Annotated in this window: 22 protein-coding genes and 1 riboswitch; of the genes, 17 read left to right on the forward strand and 5 right to left on the reverse strand. The window is 49.8% G+C overall.

Features of this window, described 5'->3' with window-relative positions; genetic code table 11:
• The first annotated feature begins 2 nt into the window (after window positions 1-2).
• From L3D05_RS04985 to add, 4 genes are read left to right on the forward strand one after another with little or no spacing between them, the layout of a single operon-like run.
• A complete protein-coding gene (locus tag L3D05_RS04985) occupies window positions 3-1373 on the forward strand; it encodes an LLM class flavin-dependent oxidoreductase (RefSeq protein ID WP_239614909.1) in 1371 nt (456 codons plus the stop codon).
• 18 nt (window positions 1374-1391) lie between these two features.
• On the forward strand, window positions 1392-2834 hold the full coding sequence (locus L3D05_RS04990; RefSeq protein WP_239614910.1) for a 4-hydroxyphenylacetate 3-hydroxylase family protein: 1443 nt from the start codon (window positions 1392-1394) through the stop codon (window positions 2832-2834).
• 20 nt (window positions 2835-2854) lie between these two features.
• Window positions 2855-3997, forward strand: coding sequence for an FMNH2-dependent alkanesulfonate monooxygenase (gene ssuD / locus L3D05_RS04995; RefSeq protein ID WP_239614911.1), 1143 nt, complete (start codon window positions 2855-2857; stop codon window positions 3995-3997).
• A gap of 30 nt (window positions 3998-4027) precedes the next feature.
• On the forward strand, window positions 4028-5050 hold the full coding sequence (gene add / locus L3D05_RS05000; protein ID WP_239614912.1) for an adenosine deaminase: 1023 nt from the start codon (window positions 4028-4030) through the stop codon (window positions 5048-5050).
• 133 nt (window positions 5051-5183) lie between these two features.
• Here the strand turns inward: add and L3D05_RS05005 are convergent, their stop codons facing one another.
• Entirely contained in the window at window positions 5184-6056 is an 873-nt protein-coding gene (locus L3D05_RS05005; RefSeq protein WP_239614913.1) for an AraC family transcriptional regulator, read from the reverse strand.
• Between the two features lie 146 nt (window positions 6057-6202).
• On the opposite strand from L3D05_RS05005, the gene L3D05_RS05010 reads away from it, so the two are divergent.
• A complete protein-coding gene (locus L3D05_RS05010) occupies window positions 6203-7495 on the forward strand; it encodes a Gfo/Idh/MocA family protein (RefSeq protein ID WP_239614914.1) in 1293 nt (430 codons plus the stop codon).
• A 17-nt stretch (window positions 7496-7512) separates the two neighbouring features.
• Window positions 7513-8919 carry a glucuronate isomerase gene (uxaC, locus tag L3D05_RS05015; RefSeq protein ID WP_239614915.1) on the forward strand — a complete coding sequence of 469 codons (1407 nt, stop codon included), beginning with the start codon at window positions 7513-7515 and terminating at the stop codon, window positions 8917-8919.
• A gap of 130 nt (window positions 8920-9049) precedes the next feature.
• Here uxaC and L3D05_RS05020 read toward each other — a convergent pair whose 3' ends face one another.
• Both L3D05_RS05020 and L3D05_RS05025 read right to left on the reverse strand, forming a co-directional pair.
• Window positions 9050-9325: a hypothetical protein gene (locus L3D05_RS05020; protein ID WP_239614916.1), complete on the reverse strand. Its 276-nt coding sequence runs from the start codon at window positions 9323-9325 to the stop codon at window positions 9050-9052.
• A 59-nt stretch (window positions 9326-9384) separates the two neighbouring features.
• Window positions 9385-9681 (reverse strand): DUF3055 domain-containing protein, encoded by a 297-nt coding sequence (locus L3D05_RS05025; RefSeq protein ID WP_239614917.1) that lies wholly within the window; start codon window positions 9679-9681, stop codon window positions 9385-9387.
• 226 nt (window positions 9682-9907) lie between these two features.
• Here L3D05_RS05025 and L3D05_RS05030 point away from each other — a divergent pair, with 226 nt between their 5' ends.
• Entirely contained in the window at window positions 9908-10909 is a 1002-nt protein-coding gene (locus L3D05_RS05030; protein ID WP_239614918.1) for an HRDC domain-containing protein, read from the forward strand.
• Between the two features lie 90 nt (window positions 10910-10999).
• On the opposite strand, the gene corA is transcribed toward L3D05_RS05030, so the two are convergent.
• On the reverse strand, window positions 11000-11935 hold the full coding sequence (gene corA, locus L3D05_RS05035; RefSeq protein ID WP_239614919.1) for a magnesium/cobalt transporter CorA: 936 nt from the start codon (window positions 11933-11935) through the stop codon (window positions 11000-11002).
• Between the two features lie 355 nt (window positions 11936-12290).
• A riboswitch (SAM riboswitch) is annotated at window positions 12291-12404 on the forward strand.
• A gap of 88 nt (window positions 12405-12492) precedes the next feature.
• Here corA and metA point away from each other — a divergent pair.
• The 5 genes from metA to mqnC all read left to right on the forward strand — a co-directional run bounded on the left by metA (window position 12493) and on the right by mqnC (window position 18529).
• The gene (gene metA / locus L3D05_RS05040; RefSeq protein ID WP_239614920.1) at window positions 12493-13419 is read left to right on the forward strand and encodes a homoserine O-acetyltransferase MetA; all 927 of its coding nucleotides are present in this window, start codon (window positions 12493-12495) and stop codon (window positions 13417-13419) included.
• Window positions 13420-13436: 17 nt separating this feature from the next.
• On the forward strand, window positions 13437-14594 hold the full coding sequence (locus L3D05_RS05045) for a PLP-dependent transferase (protein WP_239614921.1): 1158 nt from the start codon (window positions 13437-13439) through the stop codon (window positions 14592-14594).
• A 24-nt stretch (window positions 14595-14618) separates the two neighbouring features.
• On the forward strand, window positions 14619-15794 hold the full coding sequence (locus L3D05_RS05050; protein WP_239614922.1) for a MalY/PatB family protein: 1176 nt from the start codon (window positions 14619-14621) through the stop codon (window positions 15792-15794).
• Window positions 15795-15931: 137 nt separating this feature from the next.
• The gene (locus L3D05_RS26670) at window positions 15932-17311 is read left to right on the forward strand and encodes an EAL domain-containing protein (protein ID WP_239614923.1); all 1380 of its coding nucleotides are present in this window, start codon (window positions 15932-15934) and stop codon (window positions 17309-17311) included.
• 81 nt (window positions 17312-17392) lie between these two features.
• Window positions 17393-18529, forward strand: a complete 1137-nt coding sequence (mqnC, locus tag L3D05_RS05060; protein WP_239614924.1) for a cyclic dehypoxanthinyl futalosine synthase — start codon at window positions 17393-17395, stop codon at window positions 18527-18529.
• Between the two features lie 61 nt (window positions 18530-18590).
• Here the strand turns inward: mqnC and L3D05_RS05065 are convergent, their stop codons facing one another.
• Window positions 18591-19592: a GGDEF domain-containing protein gene (locus tag L3D05_RS05065; protein ID WP_239614925.1), complete on the reverse strand. Its 1002-nt coding sequence runs from the start codon at window positions 19590-19592 to the stop codon at window positions 18591-18593.
• 219 nt (window positions 19593-19811) lie between these two features.
• Here L3D05_RS05065 and L3D05_RS05070 point away from each other — a divergent pair, with 219 nt between their 5' ends.
• The 5 genes from L3D05_RS05070 to L3D05_RS05085 all read left to right on the forward strand — a co-directional run bounded on the left by L3D05_RS05070 (window position 19812) and on the right by L3D05_RS05085 (window position 25535).
• Complete coding sequence (locus L3D05_RS05070; protein ID WP_239614926.1) at window positions 19812-20705, forward strand: putative sporulation protein YtxC; 894 nt, start codon at window positions 19812-19814, stop codon at window positions 20703-20705.
• Window positions 20706-21092: 387 nt separating this feature from the next.
• On the forward strand, window positions 21093-23033 hold the full coding sequence (gene thrS / locus L3D05_RS05075) for a threonine--tRNA ligase (protein ID WP_239614927.1): 1941 nt from the start codon (window positions 21093-21095) through the stop codon (window positions 23031-23033).
• Between the two features lie 186 nt (window positions 23034-23219).
• Window positions 23220-23741 (forward strand): RNA polymerase sigma factor, encoded by a 522-nt coding sequence (locus L3D05_RS05080; RefSeq protein WP_239614928.1) that lies wholly within the window; start codon window positions 23220-23222, stop codon window positions 23739-23741.
• A 45-nt stretch (window positions 23742-23786) separates the two neighbouring features.
• Window positions 23787-23918: a hypothetical protein gene (locus L3D05_RS26390; protein WP_255807330.1), complete on the forward strand. Its 132-nt coding sequence runs from the start codon at window positions 23787-23789 to the stop codon at window positions 23916-23918.
• A 171-nt stretch (window positions 23919-24089) separates the two neighbouring features.
• Entirely contained in the window at window positions 24090-25535 is a 1446-nt protein-coding gene (locus L3D05_RS05085; RefSeq protein WP_239614929.1) for a methyl-accepting chemotaxis protein, read from the forward strand.
• Window positions 25536-25600 lie beyond the last annotated feature (65 nt).

Raw genomic sequence — 25600 nt, forward strand, 5'->3', positions numbered from 1 at the left:
CGATGGGGAAAAAAATATTGCTGAACGCTTTCGACATGAATACCGCCATGCATAGCGCTCACGGACTGTGGAAGCATCCGGCGAATCAGCGTCATCGCTATAAAGATTTGAACTATTGGGTCGAATTGGCGAAATTGCTGGAACGGGGGAAATTCGATGCCTTGTTCTTGGCGGACGTGCTCGGCTTCTATGATATATTCGGCGGCAATCGCGACGCGGCGTTAAGGGATGCGGTTCAAGCGCCGGTTAACGATCCGTCCTTGATCATTCCGACGATGGCTTATGCGACGGAGCATCTCAGCTTCGCGGTCACGATACCGACAACGTACGAGCCGCCATACGCGCACGCTCGGCGAATGTCGACGTTAGATCATCTGACGGGAGGACGCGTGGGCTGGAATATCGTCACCTCTTTTTTGCCAAGCGCGGCATTAAACTTCGGGTTAGACCGCATGGTTACCCATGATGAAAGATACGAAGTCGCGGATGAATATCTCGAAGTCGTCTACAAGCTATGGGAAGCCAGTTGGGAGGACGATGCCGTCATTCGCGACGCGGCGCGAGGCATCTATACCGATCCCGCCAAAGTCCACGAGATTAACCATCAAGGCAAATATTACAACATTCCGGGTCCGCATTTAAGCGAACCGTCTCCTCAGCGTACCCCTGTTCTCTATCAGGCGGGGACGTCGGCGAGAGGAAGGGAATTCGCGGCGAAACACGCGGAATGCGTGTTCATCGATGCGCACAACTTCGAGAGCTTGAAATTTTACGTGGACGATATTCGGGCCAAAGCGGTCTCATACGGGCGTAAGCCGGAAGACGTAAAGGTGTTCATGGCGATTAACTCGATCGTGGGGCGTACCCGGGCGGAAGCGGAAGAGAAGTTCCGAGAATATACGGCTATCCGCAGCGATGAAGCTCCTCAAGTGCTATACGGAGGATTTAGCGGAATCGATCTGTCCAAATACGATCGTTCCGATTACTTGTCCTACTATGCTTCCGATCATGGCCAAGCAGCGGTTGCCCGGTTCACGACGATGTCGGAGAAAAAGATGAACGTCGGCGAAGTCGTGGACGAAATCACGAAGATCGGGGGAAGAAGCGCATTGCTATTCGGTTCGGGCGAAGAAGTCGCCGACCAAATGCAGCAATGGGTCGAGCGTACGGGAATCGACGGGTTTAATCTGGCCCATCTCATTACTCCGGGCAGCTTGGAAGACATCATCGATCTCGTCGTTCCGATTTTGCAGGAACGGGGATTGTACAAGACGGAGTACGAGAAAGGAACGATGCGCGAGAAGCTATTCGGTCCTGGGGATAGCCGTCTCCCGGATAGGCATCCCGGCGCGGCGTTCCGACGCCGTAATTGATAAAGGAGTGATAGGGATATGTCCTCCAGAGGAAACCGATTCCTGGATAGCTTGAACGACGGCCGCAGCGTATGGCTCGATAATGATAAAGTGAGCGACCTTCCGTCTCACCCGGCATTCACGGGAACGCTGAATACGATTAGCCGGTTGTTCGATTTTTTGGACGATAGCAAAGTTAGGGATCACGTCGGGTATCCCGTGACCGGGAGCGACAAGTACGCGCATAGTTCGTTTCTGGTTCCCTATAGCGCGGAGGATCTGGCAAGGAGAAGTCATGCGTTCTCCTATTGGGCGAAAGAAACGAACGGAGTCATGAGCCGGTTGTCCGACTATGCCCGCTCTCTAGTGACGGGGTGGTACGGCTCCCGCAAACAGCTCGGAAAGCTGGATTCGCAGCTGGAATCGAAAATATCGGCTTATTATCAAGAAGCGAGAGACAAGGATCTGTTTCTGACGACTTCGTTATTGGATCCGCAGATCGACAGGTCCAAAGGATTAGACGATCAGAGAATCGCGGAAAGATATTTGCACGTCGTCAAGGAGACGAGCGAGGGCATCGTCTTAAGCGGAGCTAAAATGATCGCGACAGGTGCCCCTTATACGAATGATTTTTTGATCTTCTCGTTCAATAAGGTAGATGTTCGGCATAGCAAGCACGCGCATGCCATTATCGTACCCGCAGGCTCGAAAGGATTGCATATCGTCTGCAGGGAGTCTTTCGCGGAGGTGGGCGTCCAGGATCACCCGCTAAGCGCGCGGTATGACGAGATGGACGCGGTACTCCTGTTCGACGAGGTGCTCGTGCCTTGGGAACGCGTGCTAATTAATGGGGATGCGGATGCGGTTTGGAAGTTAAGATCGCACGTTTCTTCCAATACGCTCGCGTTCCATCAGACGATCGTTCGTTTCGTCGCGAAGCTAGAGTTCGTTACGGGAGTCACTTTTGCTGTGGCGGATGCGATAGGAGTCAACGGCTTCTTGCACGTTCAGGAGAAATTAGGCGAGCTCATCACGCAGATCGATACGATGAAGGCGCTCGTCATCGCCTCCGAGGCGCAGGCCAAGGTGGATCCGGCCACGGGAATGTGGCTGCCCGAGGCTTCCTATATCGATACGGCGAGAAGTATTGGAACGAAGCTGTATCCTCGGGCGATCGAAATTTTGCAGCAAGTCGGCGCGGGTGGATTCGTCCAAACTCCCGCGAAAATGAGCCAGTTCGACGGACCGTTAAGCGATCTGCTTAATCTCTATTTCGAAGGGGTATCCATTAACGCGGAAAATAAGGTGCAGCTGTTCAAGCTGGCGTGGGATCTGTTGGGTAGCCAGTTGGGTTCCAGGCACGAACTATATGAACGATTCTATGCCGGGGATCCGGTAAGGAGCTTCGCCAATCAGTATTTAAGCAGCGACAAGTCGGCTTTAGTCGATCCGATATGGAAGCTTCTGCGACAATCGCGCTAACATAGGGAGGAGTGCAGGACATGGAAGTATTCTGGTTTATTCCCACGCACGGCGACGGCAAATATTTAGGGACGGGGCACGGCGCGCGCGCGGTTGATTTCGATTACATGACCCAGATCGCCAAGGCGGCGGATAGCCTTGGATACGGAGGCGTGCTTCTGCCGACGGGCAAATCGTGCGAAGATCCTTGGATTGCGGCCTCCGCATTGATTCCGATGACCCAGAGGCTTAAGTTTCTCGTTGCGGTACGTCCGGGGCTTATGTCGCCGACGATCGCGGCAAGAATGGCTTCGACGTTCGACCGGATATCCGGCGGAAGATTGCTGATCAACGTCGTGACCGGCGGGGATCCGGTAGAGCTTGCGGGCGAAGGCCTACATCTCGACCACGATGCCCGGTATGAGATGACGGACGAATTCCTAACCGTTTGGCGCAAAGCGCTTCAAGGCGAAGAGATCGATCTCGACGGCGAGCATATTCGGATTAAAGGCGGCAAAGTGCTGTACCCGCCGATTCAACAACCTTATCCCCCCCTATACTTCGGCGGTTCTTCGGATGCGGGCCATAAAGTAGCGGCCAACCATATCGACGTCTACCTGTCATGGGGAGAGCCGCCCGAACAGGTAGCCGAGAAGATCGAAGTCGTTCGCAAACTGGCTGCCGAACAAGGCAGAACGGTACGATTTGGAATCCGGCTGCATGTCATCGTCCGAGAGAAGGAGGAAGACGCTTGGAAAGCTGCGGATGAACTCATTAGCTACTTGGACGATAATTCGATCGCCAGCGCCCAGAAAATATTGGATCGTTTCGACTCGGTCGGCCAGCGAAGAATGATGAATCTGCATGGGGGAAGCCGGGAAAATCTCGAGATCAGCCCTAATCTATGGGCCGGAGTTGGGCTAGTGCGCGGCGGCGCGGGAACCGCGCTAGTCGGCGACCCTCAGACCGTCGCGGACCGGATGAAAGCTTATGCGGATATCGGGATCGAAACGTTCATTTTATCCGGTTATCCGCACTTGGAGGAAGCTTATCGGACGGCGGAGCTGCTATTCCCGTTGCTGCCTCTGAAAGAGAAACAAGAGAAAAGGGCGGGCAATTCGTACATTAGCCCGTTCGGCGAGATGATCGCCAACAACGAGATTCCAAAAGTGAATGCCCGTTGAGGCAGACGGTAACCCGGGAGGATTTTAACTATGGCAGCCGATATAGACGAGGATTGGCTAGCGAACTTGCCGAAGGTGGAATTGCATATCCATCTCGAGGGTTCGATTCCGACGGCTATGTTGCTAACCCTTGCGAGTAAATACGGAGAGGATCTCCCCGGACCCGTAGAGAAGCTGTATGAATTCGACGGCTTGAAATCCTTCCTGGAGTTTCTCGATTGGATTTGCGGTTTGATTCGCTCCAATGATGATTTAGAATCAATCGCATACGAGTTTGCCCGGAGGTTGTCGGAGCAACGCGTCTCTTATGCGGAAGTGATCGTGAATCCGACCCACTGGAGTCGCCATTGGACGTTAGACCGACTAAGCGAAGGGTTGATCGCAGGCTTCGAACGCGCGGCAGACGAAGGGTTAACCGATTGCAGACTACTTTTGTCCTTGCTGCGAACGCAGAGTAGCGATGCCGCCGAAGGTCTTGTCGATTGGATGATCGCGAACCGAAATCCGCGTATCGTCGGCTTGTCTATCGACGGGAACGAGCAAGCCGCGGGGAGAACCGGACCTAGGTTCGCTCATGCGTTCGCTAAGGCGAGAGGAGCTGGAATCGCAACGACGGCTCACGCGGGAGAATCGTCCGGTCCCGAAGGGGTATGGGACGCCCTGGACCTGTTGCGCGTTAATCGCATCGATCATGGCGTAAGGGCGGCAGAAGACCCGAAGTTGCTTGCGCGGCTAGCACGCGAGGAGATCGTGCTTAACGTGTGCTTAACCTCGAATTTGGTGCTGCTGTATCCGTCGATTGAGCTGCACCCTCTTCGCAAGCTATTGGAATCGGGAGTCCGCGTGACGGTTAATACCGACGATCCGGAACTGCTCGGCATTACGCTGACAAGCGAGTGGGCGAAGGTTGCTTCACTATGCGGTTGGTCACGTGAAGATGCCGTGGCTACAACGCGCCGCACGATCGATGCGGCTTTCTGCGACGAGGTCAGGAAACGGGAATTGCACCTAGAGCTAGATTATTATTTAGGATTGGAAAATTCCGAAAAATAGGCTTAACGAAATAGGCAGTCCCAACAGGTCAAGTCATTAGACCTTGCGGGACTGCCCTTTGTCTTTTATTAAATGCGGAATAACGATCAAATGGAGGCGAATATTGGGGAACGCCAGTAAAGCGAACGGGAGCCTAATCGTTCATACTTGAACTTGATTTTATATTGTTGCGGTATTCCCGAGCCGAAGATCGGGTTATTTTTTTGAACGTTTTGCCGAAGTGGGAGAAGTTATCGAAGCCGACTTGCGCGGCTACGGAAGTGATGGAGAGATTGCTTTCCCTAAGCAATCTCTGCGCTTCTTTAATCCGCGTAAGGTTTAAGTAATCGATCAGAGTAAACCCCGTAATTTCCTTGAATGCGCGGCTCATGTAATAAGGGCTAATGAAAAATCGCTCCGATAGCTCCTTAACGCGGATTTGTTCTCCGTAATTCGCGTTTAAGTAACGTACGACCTCCGAAATTTTACGGTGCAAGGGGGAAACGTATATAGGTTCTGGCAGTCGATTGGCGGCGACATGACGTGAAGAAACAAGGAGCAGCTGTATAACGGATTGTTGCAGGGAAATATCGTATCCCATCGGTTTGTCGCGCAGCTCGGCTAGCAAATGCATGATGGATTGATCTAATCGGCGACGGCTTTCCTCGGGCAGGCTGACGATCGGGCTCTGCTGCTGGAATGGAGCGAGCAACAAGGAATCATGCTGCTTGAGTACGTCACGGACGAACCGGTCGTCAATATGGATGACGATTCTCTCATGCGCGGGTTCGACGTCGAGAAGCGTTTTATGAACTTCGTTCTTATCGATGAAGACCAGGTCGCCTGCGGATACCCGATAAGTCGAGTCTTTGACGAAATAGATGCGGGATCCGGAAAGGAGATAATAGATCTCATAATAGGGATGAAAGTGATTGCTAGACATGCTGTATGGGGCTGATCTCCTTACGTATTCGATATATAAGGGGTCAGAATAAGTTCCGTGAATCATCGTTAGCGGCAGCTCCATTGTTGTTCTACTCCTTTCACTTCTTTTGATTATAGCAAGATATGCGGGGTTTTTGGGATTTTGAGCAGAAAATACGGAGAATAATATGCTCGTTTGCGATAAATTTACCTTATAGAAATTCTACTAATCGCAAAAGGGTGAGCATAATGAGCATGAAGAAAAAGTACGTCCTAGTTGGTGCAGGTGGAAGAGCAGAATTTTTCTATCAGGCAATCGCGACTTCGTTCAGCGAAACTTCCGAGCTTCTGGCATTCTGCGATACGAACCAAACTCGCATGAATTACGCTAACCGGCAATTAAGCGATAAATACGGCTATCATAAAGTAAATACGTACAAAGCAGAACAGTTCGAAGAGATGATCGCGAAGGAACGTCCGGATGCCGTAATCGTCACGAGCGTGGACCGTACCCATCACACGTACATCATTCGGGCGATGGAACTCGGATGCGACGTCGTTACCGAGAAGCCGATGACGGTGGACGAGAAGAAATGCCAGGAAATCTTGGACGCGGTCGAACGTACCGGGCGCAACGTACGCGTGACGTTTAACTACCGTTATGCGCCTCATCACACGAAAGCCAGAGAGCTAATCGAAGACGGCACGATCGGCAAAGTGACATCCGTCCACTTCGAATGGTTGCTGAATACGCAACACGGAGCGGATTATTTCCGGAGATGGCATCGGGACAAAAGAAACAGCGGCGGTCTGCTCGTGCACAAATCGACGCATCATTTCGATCTTGTCAACTTCTGGATCGGCTCTGAGCCTGAGACGGTATTCGCTTTCGGAGATTTACTGTTCTACGGCAAAGAAAACGCGGAGCAGCGGGGAGTAACGAAATTTTACGACCGGGCGACGGGTACTCCGAATGCCAAGGACGATCCGTTCGCGCTCCATATGGACGAGAACGAGAATTTGAAGGGGCTTTACTTGGATGCCGAGCACGAAGACGGTTACCGCCGGGATCAGAGCGTATTCGGCGATGGAATCAATATCGAAGACACGATGGGTGTCATGGTAAAATACAAGAATAATGCCATCATGACTTATTCCTTGAATGCGTATCTTCCATGGGAGGGCTACCGGATTGCTTTCAATGGAACAAAAGGCCGGATCGAGATGACGGTCGTTGAGCAATCTTACGTCAATTCCGGTGGAGAGAAATCGCAAGAGGGCGCGCTGAAGGATAAATCCATTACGGTATTCCCTATGTTCGCAGCACCTTACGAGGTGGAAGTAGAAGAAGGCATAGGCGGACACGGTGGCGGAGATCCCGTGTTGCTCAACGATATTTTCGGCACGCCGGTAGAGGATCGCTTCAAGCGGGCTGCGAACCACATCGACGGAGCAAGATCCATTCTTACGGGAATCGCGGCTAACCGATCCATTCGGACAGGCCAAGCCGTGTCCGTAGACGAACTCGTCAAATTTCACTGAAGGAGCGGGATAGTGTAGTGAAAGCTTTCATGGATGATAACTTTTTGCTTCGGAACGAGGTTTCGGAACGGTTGTATCATGATTATGCAGCGCGCCAGCCAATCATAGACTATCATTGCCATTTGAATCCGCAGGAAATTTATGAGGACAAACGCTTTGGGAATTTGGCGGAAATCTGGCTGTACGGCGATCACTATAAATGGCGGGCGATGAGAGCGAACGGAATACCCGAATCGCTCATAACCGGAGGTCCAGGCGTAAGCGACTATGACCGGTTCATGGCTTGGGTAAAGACGGTTCCGACGACCGTCGGCAATCCGTTATATCATTGGTCCCATTTGGAACTGCGCCGGTACTTCGGCATTGAAGAGACGATTAACGAGAAGAACGGGCCTCTGATCTGGGCGAAAGCGAACGCGATATTGCAATCGAACGGTTTCTCGGTCAGAAAGCTGATTCGGGAACAGCAGGTACGAGTAATTTGTACGACCGATGATCCTACGGACACGCTGGAGTACCATGAAGGCATCAAAGAGCTTTCCGATTTCGATTGCTTGGTGCTTCCTTCTTTTCGTCCGGACAAAGGACTGGAAATGCGCCGCAATACGTTTATTCCATGGGTACGCAAACTAGAGCAAGTAGCAAACTTGCCCATTACTAGCTACGAACAATTCTTAACGGCTATTAACAGTCGTATTGAGCATTTCGCCAACGTCGGTTGCAAAGTTTCCGATCACGCGCTTGATCAAGTTTATTACGCGGAAGCGTCGCTGGAAGAAGTGTCCGCTATTTTCGCCAAAGCGTTGAACGGGCAGACGCTCACCTTAGAGGAAGAGCAGAAGCACAAAACGTATACGCTGATTCATCTCGGAGAACAGTACGCGATTCGCGGATGGACGATGCAACTTCACATCCACGCTTCCCGGAACAATAATAGCCGAATGTTTGATCAGTTAGGACCGGATACAGGGTACGATTCCATTCATGACGGACAACTGGCTTACCCGCTTATGAAGTTGCTAGACGGGATCGAAGGCAAAGGCTCGCTGCCTCAAACGATTCTTTATTCCCTGAATCCTAAGGATTATTACGTGCTGGGCACGGTAATGGGCAGCTTCCAAGACGGCAAGACGCCAGGAAAAATTCAGTTGGGCTCCGCATGGTGGTTTAACGATACGAAAGACGGGATGCTGGAGCAGATGAACGCGCTTGCCAATCTTGGCCTGCTTAGCCGCTTTGTTGGCATGCTTACGGATTCCCGTAGTTTCCTTTCCTTTCCGCGGCACGAATACTTCCGCAGAATTCTGTGCAACATGATCGGGGAATGGGTCGTTGAAGGCGAAGTGCCTCATGATCTAGAGCTTCTTGGCGGCATGGTGGAAGATATTTGCTACCGCAATGCAAAAAATTATTTTGATTTCTAATTGTAGATAGATAATCATAGGTAGATCCGGCTTTTAGAAACCCGGCATATATCGCTGGATGCTTATATACTGATACATTTGAAAAAGGCAGCCTTTAAGTCATCCGACCTAAAGGTTGCCTTTTTAACAGCTATACTAAACCGATCTCATCGCCCTCGCTTGGGATATCGTGGTCACCGGGATAGCCTCGCTCTAACCCTGCATGAAGCTCTCGGTTCTCATAATTGAATGCGCTTAGAGCTCGTTGATCTTCGCGTAACGGCTCGCTCTTATCCAGCACCTCCGCGATAAAGACGGACCCGTATGGCCCCTCTGGAAACTCCTCCGGGATCAAGCCGTTACGTTGGGATTCAACCGTTGCAAGGTCGGTCGTTAGTTGTTTTTTCTCGGAGCGGAACGGAAACATTCGGAAACCTCCCATGGGTGATGTGGATTTCCCGTTATCCTGTCCGTAATTTCCGAATTCTAATCGGTAAAGTTAACAGCGCCAAGGACTAGCGTTAGAAATTGGGCCAGTTCCAAAGCTTCTTCCTCGTTGATCCGAAACACCGACTCCAGTACGCCTTCCTCTTCGAGATCGTCAGGACCAAGAACGGCGCTGCGGCCGAACATCATATCGGTTACAATCTTCTTGCCGTAAAATCGGTTTGTCGATAAGATCGCAAGGTCAAATCGTTTCAGGCTAGGCGTCACGAAAGTGACGAAACGGGTCGTAGTTTGTTCGGTCGAATCCGATAAAAAATCGAAATCCTTCATATTCATTCGAATAAGTCCTCCTTGATGTCGCTGCTATCCCCATTATAAATGATCGATGAGGTATTGCCTAACCTGGATAATTTTGATAATCTGAAGCTGTTCATGTTTGCAGGAGTGAGGAAGCACCTCACCGCCGATCGGCGGGAGGTGCTTTTTTTTGCGCGTTTCCTAGGCCGGCATTGCTGCTTGAACGCCATAAACCGCCGCATCGTGCGGCCTAGGAGGAATCGGAATGCAGGTCGTGTTTTTGAACCAATTCGCGCGGGCGACAGGCCCAACAGAGGAAAGGGCGCAAGTATTCATCGGAGAGCTCCAAGGAATCTGGAGCGCAGGCTGGCGAGCGATCGAGATCGAGTCGTCGGAGGTTGAGGAATTATGGTATGAAGGAATGAGCTGGGAGGAGCTGTTAGCCGCGTTTCGCCACGGGGTTGCAAGTAAATTGAAGATAGGCTTTAGGCCGTTGCTGGATGGAATGCTGGAGGATACGCCATTCTGGGAACGGAGTCCGGCGCTACCCCAGCTCCTTCAATGTTATGCGGATTCTCAAGACGCCGAGGAAACAGCGGCAGGGCTGCGCAAGTGGAGAAGGGCCAAGTCGTTAGAAGAGAAGAAGTCGGCGTACCTTATCGCGACGAATAGGGAGCTACAGATGCTGGCGGTCTATTTACCGCAAACGTTGGAGGAGCTGGGACAAATACCGGGCTTCGGTAAAGTCAAAACCGAAAGATATGGCGCCGAGATCGTCGAGCTGCTGAAGGGGATCGAAAGAAACCATGCGTATCCGTTGCAAGAGTGGGTTTCCTTGGCCGTCAGCGAGGCGCAGCTATCCACGTGGATGTTCCAGATGAAGGAAGAGAAATACGGCAAAGCCTTGTCTGCAGTGAAGGAGAAGCGGTCCTTGCTGAACGGAATCCGGGAAGGCCGGACGCTGGTTCAGCTGGAAGGGGAATTGAACTGTTCTAGACGCAAGCTGCTGGAAAGAATCGAACGGTTGGATGAGGAAGGTTACGACGTTCTCCCCGTCGTCGATATGGAATTGCTGGAGTTGCCGCCGGAAGAATCCCTTCAGATTAAGGCGGCTATTGAACAATTGGGAGATCGCTATTTGAAACCGTTGCTGCAACAAGTTTATGGCGAGAGTAGCGGCTCGAATGAAGAGGAAGTTGAGAGGCAGTACGAGAAATTGCGAATGATGCGGATTCGGCACCGTAGAGTTAAACAAAGCGCGGTCTAACAACTAACCTGGTAAACATAAAAGGGGTGTATTTTCGGGGAGGGAATAATAGCCGCCCTCCCGAGAAAATACACCCCTCTATACACGCGATCACAACCAATCTTTCTTGCGGAAGAAGTAAAACATGCCAATGCCGATAACAGCCATACAGCCGATCAATACAACCGAACCGAAGCTGTAATGCATGCCTGGAATATAATCGAAATTCATTCCGTAAATTCCTGTAATGAACGTTAAGGGCATGAAGATCGTAGTAAGTGCCGTAAATACGCGCATGATTTCGTTCGCGCGATTGGCAAGGCTGGACTGATAGGCTTCTCGTAAGTTGCCCATGAGATCCCGGTACGTTTCGAACGTTTCATAAATTTTGACCGCATTCTCGTGAATGTCGCCGAAATATTTCTGAAGCTCATTATCGATCAGCCGCAAATCTTTTTTGTTCAAAGTCGCAATCAGCTCGCGTTGTGGACCCAGCACTTTTTTGAGCCATAAAATTTCGCTTCGAAGTCCGATGATCTCGGTCAGATGCGATTTTTTCGTATGCATGAGGATATCCTCCTCAAGACTTTCGATCCGAGCTTCGATTCGGTCGCCGACCGAAATATAATTGTCTACGACGATATCGACAAGGTGGTAGAGGAAACGATCGGAGGAGTCAACCTCTTGCTCCCACAAGATCGGTTTAACGCTGCGAAGCTCATTAATCCTTTGGCGGGTCACCGTAATTAAATAATGTCGCCCAAGGAAAATGTTCAAGGCGCGCAGGAAAATTTCCTCATCATCGAAGCGGATGCTATTGATAACTAGAAAGTATTGGTTCTCATAAATTTCCAATTTAGGCCGCTGTTCTTCTTCCGTTAAACAGTCTTCCACGGCGAGGTCGTGAAGGCCGAATAGAGGTTGAAGGACGATAAGGTCGTCAACGTCCGCGTCAATCCAGTAGAAGCCGTTGCTCGGTGGGATCAGCGTATCGTTGATGCTTTCGATTGGGGTAAAAATGCCATTATTAACAAGTCTTATTTTCATGGGATTCGCTCCTTTGCATGTCCGTTCAGGTTCATGCAGGACGCTCTCCACTGTAAGAGAAATCTTAGCCGAGGAAGCCGGACAAAGAAAGAGCTCCCGATGCGGAATACCATCCTGCGTTAATTAAGCGATTGCCGTTGGGCCTGGGTGTATCGCCTTCCATGTCCGACTCCCCCCTTTATGGTCATAAAATGATGTCGATTGTTCGTTATTGACGTGTTAAGTATAATCCTCACCCCCCGAACCTTTCAAGGAGAAAATAACTTGATGCCGCATGGGGGGAAGCCATCTTGACTGACCCCCGAATTTCGGGTACATTAAGGATAGTTTTCCCGACAACCGAATAGATTTTGCCATCTTATCAAGAGCAGGCGGAGGGACTAGCCCTATGAAGCCCGGCAACCGACGTAGTTATTAGACGCACGGTGCTAAATCTTGCGGAAACGTTATCGTTTCTGACAGATGAGAGGGGCGCGCGTACGAACTGCTACACGACCCTATCTCATTTGGGGTCGTTTTTTTATTTGCATAAATTGTTGCCTACAGGAGGAATGAACATGCCGATCAAAGTACCGGACAATCTGCCCGCTAAGGAAGTACTGGCTGGAGAGAACATTTTCGTAATGGATGAAAGCGTCGCATACCACCAGGATATTCGCCCTCTGCGGATTGCGATCTTAAATTTAATGCCGACGAAGGAAACGACGGAAACTCAGCTCCTTCGCCTGATCGGCAATACTCCGCTTCAATTGGAGGCGGTATTGCTGCATCCGAAGACACATCTTTCCAAGAACACTTCCGCCGAGCATTTGGAGAGTTTCTATAAAACGTTCGACGATATTAAAGACGAGCAATACGATGGATTTATTATTACCGGAGCTCCCGTCGAGCATCTTCCCTTCGAAGATGTGAACTACTGGGACGAATTGAAGGAAATCATGGATTGGACCGTCAGCAACGTCACCTCGACTTTGCACATTTGTTGGGGAGCGCAAGCGGGATTGTATCACCATTTCGGAGTGCCCAAATATCCATTGGCGGAGAAAATGTTCGGCGTATATCCTCATGGAATATCCAAGCCTAACGTTCAACTGCTAAGGGGATTCGACGAGATGTTTTACGTGCCGCAATCCCGCCATACAGAGGTGCTTAGATCGGATATCGAGAAGGTTGAGGGCTTGGAAATCTGGTCGGAGTCCGAGGATTCCGGTGTATATATCGCGGCTTCAACCGATGGAAAGCAAATATTCGTCACCGGTCACTCCGAATACGATCCCCAATCGTTGAAGTGGGAATACGACCGCGATAAGGCGAAAGGGCTGCGAATAGACGTACCCAAAAATTATTTCCCGAACGACGATCCCGCGAAATTCCCGGTTTCGACGTGGCGGGCGCATGCTAATCTGCTGTTCTCCAACTGGTTAAATTATTACGTCTACCAAGCAACTCCTTTTGAACTTGGCAAAGCGAATACCAATCGTTAGGGAGGAAATTTTACACAATGAATATTGAAAGCCGTTTAGCCCAAATCGGTTCCATCAATGATCCGCAAACCGGAGCGGTCAGCTTTCCGATCTATCAGTCGACTGCCTTCCGCCATCCTCGTCTAGGTCAAAGTACCGGATTCGATTATTCGCGATCCAAGAGTCCGACAAGAGCGGTCTTGGAAGCCGCCGCTGCCGATCTGGAGAGCGGTGATGCAGGGTTCGCAACAAGCTCGGGGATGGCTGCACTGCAAGTCATTTTCGCCTTGTTCAGCCAGGGGGACCACCTTCTCGTTTCGTTGGACTTATATGGCGGTACATACCGTCTATTAGAGCAAGTCATGTCCCGTTTTGGCGTGACGGCTTCTTATATCGATACGAACGACCTTGACGCATTGGAGTCGCACAGAAAGCCGAATACGAAAGCTATTCTGATTGAAACGCCGACGAATCCGCTCATGATGGTAACGGATATTGCAAAAGTAGCCCAATGGGCGAAACAAAAAGGCTTGTTGACGATCGTCGATAACACGCTGTTAACGCCTTTCTTCCAACGTCCGATCGAGTTGGGCGCGGATATCGTCATCCACAGCGCGACGAAATATTTGGGCGGCCATAACGATGTGCTTGCAGGGCTTATCGTGACGAAAGGCGAGAAGCTGTCCGCAGATGTCGCTTTCCTGCACAATTCAATCGGCGCCGTGCTTGGACCGCAAGATTCGTGGCTGTTGATGAGAGGGATGAAAACATTGGCGCTTCGTATGGAACGCCATCAATACAACGCAACGCGACTTGCCGCGTGGCTCAAAATCCATCCTTCCGTAGATGAAGTTTATTACCCCGCGTTACCTCACCATCCGGGGCATGATATACAGAACTCGCAATCCTCGGGTAACACGGGAATTTTCTCGTTCAAGATGAAGGATGCCCGGACGATTGAGCCGATCCTTCGTCATATTAAGCTGATCGCGTTCGCGGAAAGCTTGGGCGGAGCGGAATCGTTGATGACTTATCCTGCGGTACAGACTCATGCAGACATTCCAGAAGAAATTCGCCGTGCGATCGGGGTTGACGATCGATTACTGCGTTTCTCCGTGGGGATCGAGCATGTCGACGATATTATGAACGACCTTAAGCAAGCGATCGAAGCGGCAGAGAGAGAAATCGACGGGTAAACCAGACCGGAGGGAAAAGCAGCGATGAAATACGATTTCGACAAGAGAATCGATCGAACAGGTACGGCTTCGTACAAATGGGATCAATCCGAAAAACTGTTCGGTCGAGCGGACATATTGCCGTTGTGGGTTGCGGATATGGATTTCGAAGCGCCCAAGGAAGTCGTAGAAGCGATAACGCGCAGAGCCGAGCATGGGATTTATGGTTACTCGGTACGAACGCATTCGTTCTACGACGCAATCGTCGGTTGGCTGGCGAAGCGGCATGGATGGACGATCAAGCAGGATTGGATTAGTTCCAGCCCAGGCGTAGTGCCCGCTCTGAGCCTTATGGTACTAGCGTTCACGGAGCCGGGAGACGGCATAATATTGCAATCGCCGGTGTATTATCCTTTCTATGATGTCATCAAAATGAATGGCCGTACCGTGGTCGACAACGCTCTGATTTTGAAGGATGGCCAGTATACGATCGATTTCGAGCTATTGGAACAGCAAGCGAGCGCGGGTGCGAAAATGTTGCTATTGTGCTCTCCGCATAATCCAGGCGGTAGAGTCTGGAAGAAGGAAGAACTCGAACGCATCGGTGACATTTGCTCGAAATACAATGTGCTCGTTGTCGCGGACGAAATTCATCACGATCTTGTCTTTTCAGGGTACAAGCATATTCCGTATGCTTCGCTGTCGGAGACGCTCGCGAATCACTCCGTCACCTGTATTGCACCGAGCAAAACCTTCAACCTTGCGGGGTTGCAAGCGGCTTCCGTCATTATTCCGAACGAGGAAATACGGCGCAAATACAATGCATTGCTTAAAACATTATCTATCCATATGGAGAGCTACTTCGGCTTAACGGCAATCGAGAGCAGCTATACGCACGGTGAAGAATGGTTAGACCAACTGCTCGAGTATTTGGAAGGCAACCTTAAAGCGCTTGTAGAATTTGCGGAGAAGCGCTTGCCGCAGGTCAAGGTAATTAAACCGGAAGGCACTTACTTGGCGTGGGTGGATTGCACGGCTATTTCCGAGAAACCGCAGGAGCTGAAGGAACTCATGTTCAATAAGGCGGGTGTCGCGTTCTCCGAGGGTTCCGTATTCGGTAAGCAAGGTGCCGGATATTTAAGAATTAATCTCGCTTGTCCTCGTTCTTTGCTTGTAGAGGCTTTGGAAAAATTCGAAGCTGCGGTAAATTCCGAATCTTAGACAGAATAAGACAAATAAAGACAAAAATCCGCAAGAATATTCAGAATTCTTGCGGATTTTTGGTAAAATTGTCTATTCTGGTAATCGGAAACATGCTACAATAATTCCAACTCAACCCTAGACAAGGATGATAGGACGTGAATTTCCGAACGTTGGTCGACCGATTTACGCTAATCAGCAAGATGATGCTCCCGGATCGCTCCCTGAAATATTTCCCTCCCGACTTCACGATGCGACGTCCAATCGTTTCTTTGTTGGACAAGCGCATGAAGCAAAGGAAGGAATGTTACCTGATCTTGTTTCGTTTGGAATTCTCCCAATTGCAGCAGGAAGTCCCGGAAGAAGTCTGGAGTGGGCTGCAGGAGTGCGGTCGCAGGCATTTGCGTTTGTCCGTTATGATCACGTTCGGTGAGAATAAAGTCATTGCGATCGATCAGTTCGATAAAATGGATTTCGTGCTACTGCTAGAAGGGCGTAAACGCTCGGAGAAGGAACAGGAACGGTTAGTTCCTATAGAACTTAAGGCGAGTTTGGATAAGATTCGCAACGAGCTCGAGATAGGGCTAGCCGGCAACCAGCCGGACTGGAGAAATAGCATGCGGGTAGTGACGGCATCCGTACCGATTCATTCGGATAACCCTCATCTTAGGACGGAACGTTTGCTATTCGAGAGTTATCAATCCGCGTTAGCGCTCGCAACCGGAGTTCTCACGCCTCAGATGGAAAATTTACGCAGGCAAATGGAGCAAGTGATTAATGAAGGATCGATCTCCGTTTTGGCGCAACCGATCATGAATTTAACGAGCGGCGACGTACATGGCTGGGAAATTTTAACCAGGGGACCCGTGGGTAGCGTCTTGCATTTGCCCGACGAATTGTTTCAATTCGCCGCGCAAACGCGCTTGTTAAGCCGATTAGAGTTTCTCGTCGTTAAGAGAGCGCTAGAGGAAATCTCGGATAGAAATATTAAGGAGCCCGTATTTCTTAACGTAACGGCCATAACCTTATCTCACCCCTTGTTTTTATCCCATGTGTTGCAGTGCTTGAAGCAGCATCCTTCGCTCAGTCCGCAGCAAGTTTATTTTGAAATTACGGAACGCCATCAGATCACGAATTTAGATGCGATGCTCGATATTTTGCGTACCTACCGCTTACAAGGTTTCCGCTTCGCCGTAGACGATGCGGGTTCCGGATATTCCAGCTTACAATGGATCGGGGAGCTTGTCCCTGAACTGATTAAGATTGATCGATCGGTCATCCGCCACGTGGATCGGATCGCAATCAAGGAATCTCTGCTTCGCGCGATCGTAACAGCGGCCCGAGAGATTAAATGCGAAATCGTAGCCGAAGGCGTTGAGAGCGAAGAAGAAGCGGATATGCTCTTCAAGCTTGACGTCGACATGGGGCAAGGTTTTTATTTTGCAAGGCCCAATGTACTGCTGCACGAACACGAGAGGGACATGTTTAAGGAAACTAAAGTCCGAATTCAACATCGCCGTGGTATGGTCGCCTCTTAGGTGACTACCACGGTGTTTTTATGTTAGGATGGGATAAGCGATCAAAAGTACTCTAGTCCCGTAAGAAGGAGGGTCCGAACAATGAATCCAGTGGACCGGATTTTGGATGGTGCATTGCAAGGAAAACGACTGCAGCTTGAAGATATCGTAACTCTATACGAGAGCGATGAGATAGAGAAGATGGGGCATGTGGCGAACCAGCTCATGTTAAGGAAACATCCCGAGCCCATTACGACGTTCGTTGTTGGACGGAATGTAAATTATACGAACGTGTGTGACGTGTATTGCAGATTTTGTGCTTTTTACCGCGCGCCAGGCTCTAAGGAAGGCTATGTACTGCCGGATGAAATCATCTTGCAGAAAATTCAGGAAACGATGGATGTTGGCGGTACTGAAATCCTCATGCAAGGCGGAACGAATCCGGATCTGCCTTTTAGTTATTATTTGGATTTACTTCGCAAAATCAAGCAGCAATTTCCCGAGATTACGATGCACTCTTTCTCGCCGGCCGAGATTCGCAAGATGCAGGTTGTCGCCGGCAATATTCCAATCGAAGACGTCGTGCGCCAGCTTCATGAAGCAGGGCTTGATTCGTTGCCCGGCGGCGGCGCGGAAATTTTGGATGATCGGACCCGTAAAAAAATTAGCCGGTTGAAAGGATCTTGGCAAGATTGGATGGAAGTGATGACAACGGCGCACAAGATCGGAATGAATACGACAGCAACGATGGTTATCGGCTTTGGCGAGTCGATGGAAGAGAGAGCGTTGCATCTGTTGCGCGTTCGCGAAGCTCAAGATGAATGCTTGAACAATAACTATCCGTCCAAAGGATTCTTGGCATTCATTCCGTGGACATTCCAACCGGAGAACACGAACATGAAGCGGGAGAAAGCGACTCCCCAAGAATATTTGAAAACATTGGCGATCAGCCGGATCGCCCTTGATAATATCGATAATTTCCAATCTTCATGGGTTACGATGGGACCTGAAGTCGGCAAGTTATCGCTCTCTTACGGTTGTAACGATTTCGGCAGCACAATGATCGAGGAGAACGTCGTTTCGGCGGCGGGAACCACTCACAAGGTTAACATCGAACTTATTCTTAAGCTCATTCGCGAATGCGGCAAAATTCCCGTGCAGCGCGATACGAAATATAATACGATCAAGGTATACCACGAGAACGATACCGTTGCGAGAGATTACATCATGCAAAATTAATGGAATGCCAGACAAAAAAAGCTCCGTCTCAAACTTGAGACGGAGCTTTTTGTCGGTTGTTTCACACCTCTGCGAGACGAGGAGAGGCGACTACGGTTCTGTTTTTGCCGGAATGCTTCGCTTCGTATAGCGCTGAATCCGCTCTTAGAAAGAGTTCTTCTTTGCCCATTCCGGGGGAATAGGGGTTGAGTCCGATGCTGACGGTCACATTCAGCCCATTAAGGGCATCGTGATGGGTGGAGGCGATGGAGCTGCGAATATCCTCTACCAAGTCGTGCACCTCTTGAAAGCTTTTTTCGGTAAACAGAATAACGAATTCCTCGCCGCCGTACCGAGCGACGAAATCGTTGCTACCTGTTTTCGACCGGGCGATGGAAGCGACTTTCTGGAGCACTTCGTCTCCCGCTTTATGGCCGTAAGTGTCGTTGACTTTCTTGAAGTTATCGATGTCCAGTATGGCAAGGTGCAGAGACAGCCCGCCATTGTCGGCTTGTTCTACAAGATGATCCTTATATTCATGATAAGCCATATGGTTGTATGTGTCGGTAAGTGCGTCGGTTTTGGCAAGCTTGTCCATAAGGATGGTACGAACGAGCAACTCCTGATTGGATTCGTACGATGTGCGCAAGTGCATGAACGCTTCTCGTCCACGCGCCAATACTCCGAAAGCAATACCGCTATAGATGAACAATATTCCAGCCATCGCAATGGCTCCAATGGATGAGATGCTCTCATGAATATCTGGATCTAGAAGATACAAAGAGAAGAAGGCAATTCCCGTATTTATAATGGCGTACAGCAGCTTCTTATATTGGAAATAAAAAATACTGATCATGATGGGGAAAAACAGAAAGAAAAGGAGATACTCCAAAGAGGAATGAATGCTTGTAATCGTAACGGTGATTAAAGTAGCGGATGTAATCAGCACATAATCATGATGTTTCTTCAGTAACCGCACACTGGACTCCGCAAGGATAACAATCACGATCAAAATGAGGGTAGGCTTGACAATGTAAAGCCTGACGAACTCTTCTGTCGGAACTTTAGTGATTTGTAAGAACATGCACTCCAATGCGACGGATAGCACCAATACACACCAGAAGCTTGTAAGAAGTAAACGATTCCAACGTTCTTGATTAATTCCCAAAGAAGGAAAAGACAACATAAGGACTTCCTTTCACGATCAAACTCCATAAAATATACCATAACTAACAACCCATCGTATATCCCTTTTTGGGCCACCATATAGTAAGTATCAAGCTTGGATGTTGGAGGTGTGGAATTGAAGAGGGTACAATTCGTTGTGGAGCACGGAACCGATCAGCCTTCAATGGAGCGGCTTGCGGGCATGCTGAACCGAACTTTAGTGGGGACGGAAAACCCGGTGGATAGCGTTGAGTGGGAGTTGTCCCGGGAAGACGGGATGATCCGCTGCCAATTCCCTATAGGTCCCGCACCGGAAAATAAGAAGAGCTACTGCGACAGAGTGGGGCGAGTGCTGGCGGAATACACATTATCGGACCAGGAGCCTGCGTTGCTTCGCGATTTGTTCCAAATTCGCTTTGGATTCAAGGATGAAGTGGAGATGGATGCTCTGATCGCGGAAGCCGTTTCTTTAATGGACGGCGAACCGGACATCGAGGAAGCGTGGATGGGACGTGGCAGAGAACGTCGCCTACAGAAGCTGGCTACTCGGTTCTCCCATTACTTAGAAGAACATGAACGACTTCATTTGGATGGATTTCTGCGCTTCAGATTAGGGGACTATCGCGCGGAAGTGCAGGAAGCGGCTGAAACGGCAATCGAAGAGAGAATGATGGAGAGGCAGTATCAGGAATTCATGACTTTGCTTAAGTCGATGGTCGAGTGGCAAGAGACGCGAACGTCCACCGTGCATGTTTTGCATTCGGGAGGGCACGCGTTTCGATTGCTGGACGAGGAAATGCGTCCTCTTGAGCAAGACGCCGTCGAAGAGATGTCGGGTTCCTCCAGCCTTAAATTTCAGGAGGTACAAGAAGAGCAGGAAGAAGAAAGCCGGGTTGTGAGCCGTCTGCTGGCCGCTTCTCCCCGTCAACTGTACATCCATACTCCCGAACCGGAATCTCAGGTCATCCGAACCATTATAGGCATATTCGGCGATAGGGCTGCATTATACCCGGATTTGCCGGCTCATTAAGATCGTGTAAGCCCGAGAATAAGCTGTGGCGATCTTGACTTGTGTTGTATAAAATAGTTATAATATTCGATAGCAATCCACATTCAGAAGCGATGAAAAAGACAGCGACGCCCGAACTGGACGGATCAGAGAGAGGAACCTAGGCTGCAAGTTCCTTCCGATACCAACTGGCGTTGACCCCTTTCGAGCTGCGAGGATGAATTCGCGATCACCAATGATGGCGTTAGTATTCTTCGTCGGGTCATGACCGTTATATCATGCCAGAGGACCGGTAATACATTTGTCGGTTAATGGAGGGTGGAACCACGGGCCGCATACAGAGCACCCGTCCCTTTCGGGACGAGGTGTTTTTTTGTTTCCCATAAACCTAATGAGGAGGTACTGGAAATGTCAGTTCAAGTGAAATTACCGGATGGCGCGGTTCGGACTTATGATGCCGGAGTAACGATCGAAGATGTTGCGTTCTCGATCAGCCCGGGACTTAAGAAAGTAGCTGTCGTTGGCAAAGTAGATGGTAAGGTGGTGGATTTGAATACACCTATCATGAACGATGTGGCGTTGGAGATCGTAACTCTCGACAATGCCGACGGGTTAGAGGTTATGCGACATAGTACCGCTCACTTATTAGCGCAAGCGATTAAGCGCGTATATGGAACGGACAATGTAAAGCTTGGGATCGGGCCGGTTATCGAAGACGGCTTTTATTACGACATCGATATGGAACAGTCCATTACCCCGGAAGATTTGGCGGTTATCGAGAAAGAAATGGACAAAATCGTTAAGGAGAACCTTCCGATCGTCAGACGGGAAGTTAGCCGTGAAGAGGCTCTGCGCATATTCGAAGAGATCGCCGATCCGCTTAAGCTTGAGTTGATTCGCGACTTACCTGAGGGCGTCGCCATCACGATCTATGATCAAGGGGAGTTTTTCGATCTCTGCCGCGGTCCGCACTTGCCATCGACCGGCCGGATTAAATCCTTCAAGCTGCTTAGCGTAGCTGGCGCTTACTGGCGCGGAGACAGCAAGAACAAAATGCTGCAGCGGATTTACGGCACTGCGTTCGCGAAGAAAGCTGAGCTGGACGAACATCTTCATTTCTTGGAAGAAGCTAAGAAACGCGACCACCGTAAGCTTGGGCGCGATTTGAAGATGTTTACGTTCTCCCGAGAAGTAGGCCAAGGGTTACCGCTATGGCTTCCGTACGGCGCGAAGCTGCGTCAAACTCTGGAACGTTATATCGTCGATCTTGAGGAAAGACTCGGTTATACTCACGTATACACCCCTGTGCTCGCTAATGTTGAGCTATATAAAACTTCCGGGCATTGGGAGCATTACCAAGAAGACATGTTCCCTAAGATGATCTTGGACAATGAAGAATTAGTGCTTCGTCCGATGAACTGCCCGCATCACATGATGGTATACAAAAGCGACATGCGCAGTTATCGGGATCTTCCTGTTCGCATCGCCGAGTTAGGAACCATGCACCGCTATGAAATGTCCGGAGCTCTAACTGGATTGCATCGCGTTCGCGCAATGACGTTAAACGATGCCCATATTTTCTGCCGTCTCGATCAGATTAAGGAAGAGTTCACTCGCGTCGTCAATCTGATTCGCCAAGTGTACGAGGATTTCGGCATTAAGGAATACCGCTTCCGTCTTTCTTATCGGGATCCTAAGGATACCGAGAAATACTGGCCGGACGATGAAATGTGGGAAACTTCGCAGCGGATGCTGCGCGAGGTCGTAGAAGAGCTCGATTTGCCGTTCTTCGAAGCGGAAGGCGAAGCGGCGTTCTACGGGCCGAAGCTGGACGTGCAAATTAAGACGGCGTTAGGAAAAGAAGAAACGCTATCGACAGCGCAGCTTGATGTGTTGTTGCCGGAACGTTTCCAATTGGAATACGTCGGCGACGATGGCAAAAAACATCGCCCGGTCGTTATTCACCGGGGAATTATAAGCACGATGGAACGTATGACCGCGTTCTTGTTGGAAAATTTCGCGGGCGCATTGCCGCTATGGCTGACCCCGGTACAAGCGAAGCTTATTCCGGTTAACCCGATTTACGAGCCATATGTTAAAGAAGTAGCTGAGAAGCTTCAACGGGCCGGCGTTCGCGTAGAGTCGGATATGCGTAATGAAAAGCTGGGATACAAAATTCGCGAAGCTCAACTGGAGAAAATTCCTTACATGCTCGTCATTGGCGAGAATGAGTCCTTAAACGGAACCGTTTCGGTTCGTCGCCGTGGCGAAGGGGATTTAGGAACTCAAGCTATCGATGAATTCGTGGCGCGCATAACGGGCGAAATCGCATCGAAACGAATCGACTAAGTTGTAATTGATTGGGCCTATGTGTAGATCTGAACGGATCTGCTCATAGGCTTTTTATATGAAATGAAATAAATAATGAGATGGTGTCGTTTATTTCCTATTAAATGGTAATTATTCTCTTTTTATCGAGTTTGTGATAGAATGATAATACTTCAAATATGCATCCGTTTAGGAGTGGCTGGATACATGAACTTCCTTCGTGATTCTCATTTTCCGGAAGCGTTCTGGTCAGAAGATGAAGTATTGTGCGAGCTGTATTCTCAGATGTTGAAAGTCGTACGACACAAGCTGTGGCACAAGAACGATGCAGGTGACGTTGTCCAAGAAGCTTGGGTGCGTATCCTTGAGAAACAATCCACGTTGCGCCACAAAGATAAACTCATCCCTTGGGCTAAGGCGATTGCCTATAACCTGGCTTCGAATGCAAATCGGGCAAGGCGCCATGAGCTTATCTACGATCATTCGGAGCATGAGCTCGCAGATACGAAGTCTGTCTTTGATCCGGTGTCGATGATGGAGCTTTCCGATTTATTGGGACAGTTGGATCCGGTTACAAGAACTCTGCTTCTGTATAAGTTTTATTATGGGTTGAAGGATGCCGAGATTGCCACGGCTTTGCAATTGCCGGTCGGTACGGTGAAAGCCAGAATTCATAGAGGCAAAGCGAGATTGAAGACGCAAGTAGAAAACGAAGATCGACATACATAATCCAAATCCTCTCTGCCCATGCTATTCGTGGAGGTGAGGAAGACAATGGCAAAGAACAAAAAGCAAAAACTTGGTCAAAACGATGCCTACCAAGCGGAGTTTGCGTCGGAATCGAATGTGAGCAACAACACACAGAATAAAGCTGCTCAGAAAAAATCAAATTCGTCCGATCGCTAGAGCCATAGCGAAAATGCGTTAGATTCATGTTATGTTTCTGTGAAGAAAAACCAATCAAATGACATTTTTTGTGGAAAGGGACCTCGCGGTCCCTTTCTTTTTGTCGATTTTCGGTATATAATGTTAGAAAAACTAACGCGGTTTTAAGAGCGGCGTGCGGAGTGATGAGAGATGGCGCAATGGCAACGGTGGATTAAGAGTTATGGCAAGGAATCGAACAAGATCCGAATTTCTCGTCCGAATCAGACAAACGTTGCCTCGCATGCGGAGGATTCGTCCGACGGAGCGAAGCCGGAAGCGCTCCGCAAAATGATAGAGGAAGCGGTCGTGATCTCAGATCGCCTTCAAGCGGCGGTGTCCGAAGTGGATTCAAGCATGAGTCAGTTGGATGCGATCGCCGACCGAACCGCAGAGCAAGAGGACAAGCTTCGCGTGAATAGCAAAACGGCTATGATTCGATTGGAAGAGGCGTTCTCGTCCTTGCAAGAAGTGTCCGCCGCTTCTCAGGAAATTCGCGGTGTGACGGAGGAGTTGAGCGCGCAAAGCCGGAAAACCAAAGACGTAGTCGTGGAAGTATGCCGTTCTCTTAATCATACGGATGAAGTGATGAACGACTTGTCTAAAAATCACGGAACGATGGAAGAACGCGTGAGCGCGCTGATTGCCCAAGCTTCTAAAATTGGGGAAATCAACGAGCTGATTCAAGAGATCGTGACCCAAACCTCGTTACTGGCGCTGAATGCGGCGATCGAAGCTGCCCATGCGGGAGAAAACGGCCGAGGTTTCTCGATCGTGGCTCAGGAAATCAGGAAACTAGCGGATCAAAGCGGACAAGCTGTTAAGAAGTCTACGGGTATCGTTCAGAATATAGAAGCCGGCATTCGCCAAGTCGTAAGCTCGGTTGAGCGCGAAAAACAATCCGTCAGTCTCGGATTGACGGAAATGAACAAAACGCGCGAGAAAATGGACGTCATCTTTAACTCTTTCTTGAATGTAGATGGGCATGTCGGTAAAACGTTGCAGTTCGCGGTGGAACAAGCCGATCGGACGTCTGCAACAAACTCGCTGCTGGAGGATGTTGTGGAATCGGTAGGTTTGACTATGAGCAGCGTCGATGACACGTTGGCTTTGAATAAGCGCCAGAGAACGGAGATCCATAATCTTGGACGGGTCTCGGAAGATCTTAAAGAATCGGCCGATGAATTAATCGCCGCCGTCCAACAAGCCGGAGGACGGGTTTGGGAGGGGGCGGTTGCAGCGGATACCGCGCGTTGGACGGATGTGCTGCGAATTTTGGCTAATGATCCAGAGCTGGCGAGCATGGCGGAAGAGAGTCACCGCGAGGTGCTGGGCAGTTGGTTGGAGCGCACGGTTGGGATGGAAGCAATCTGGTCTAATCGAAGCGACGGATCGTTCGTATACTCAGAGCCCGAGGCGGGTTTATTAAACGCCAGGGGCCGCGAATGGTGGAAGAAAGCGATGGATGGGGAAACATTCGTATCCGAGGTTTATATTTCGGCGATTACCAAAAAGCCGTGCCTAACGGTTTCGATGCCGCTTAAGAGGATGGATGGGATTGCTTATGGAGTTGTCGGTATCGACATTGTAGTTTCCTGACAAATAAATGGCTATAAGCGGTTCTCAAAAAGCTAAAAATCCAGTATGATATAGTTAATGTTATG

It is taken from the genome of Cohnella mopanensis (assembly GCF_022352055.1).
GTDB classification, from domain to species: Bacteria; Bacillota; Bacilli; order Paenibacillales; family Paenibacillaceae; genus Cohnella; species Cohnella mopanensis.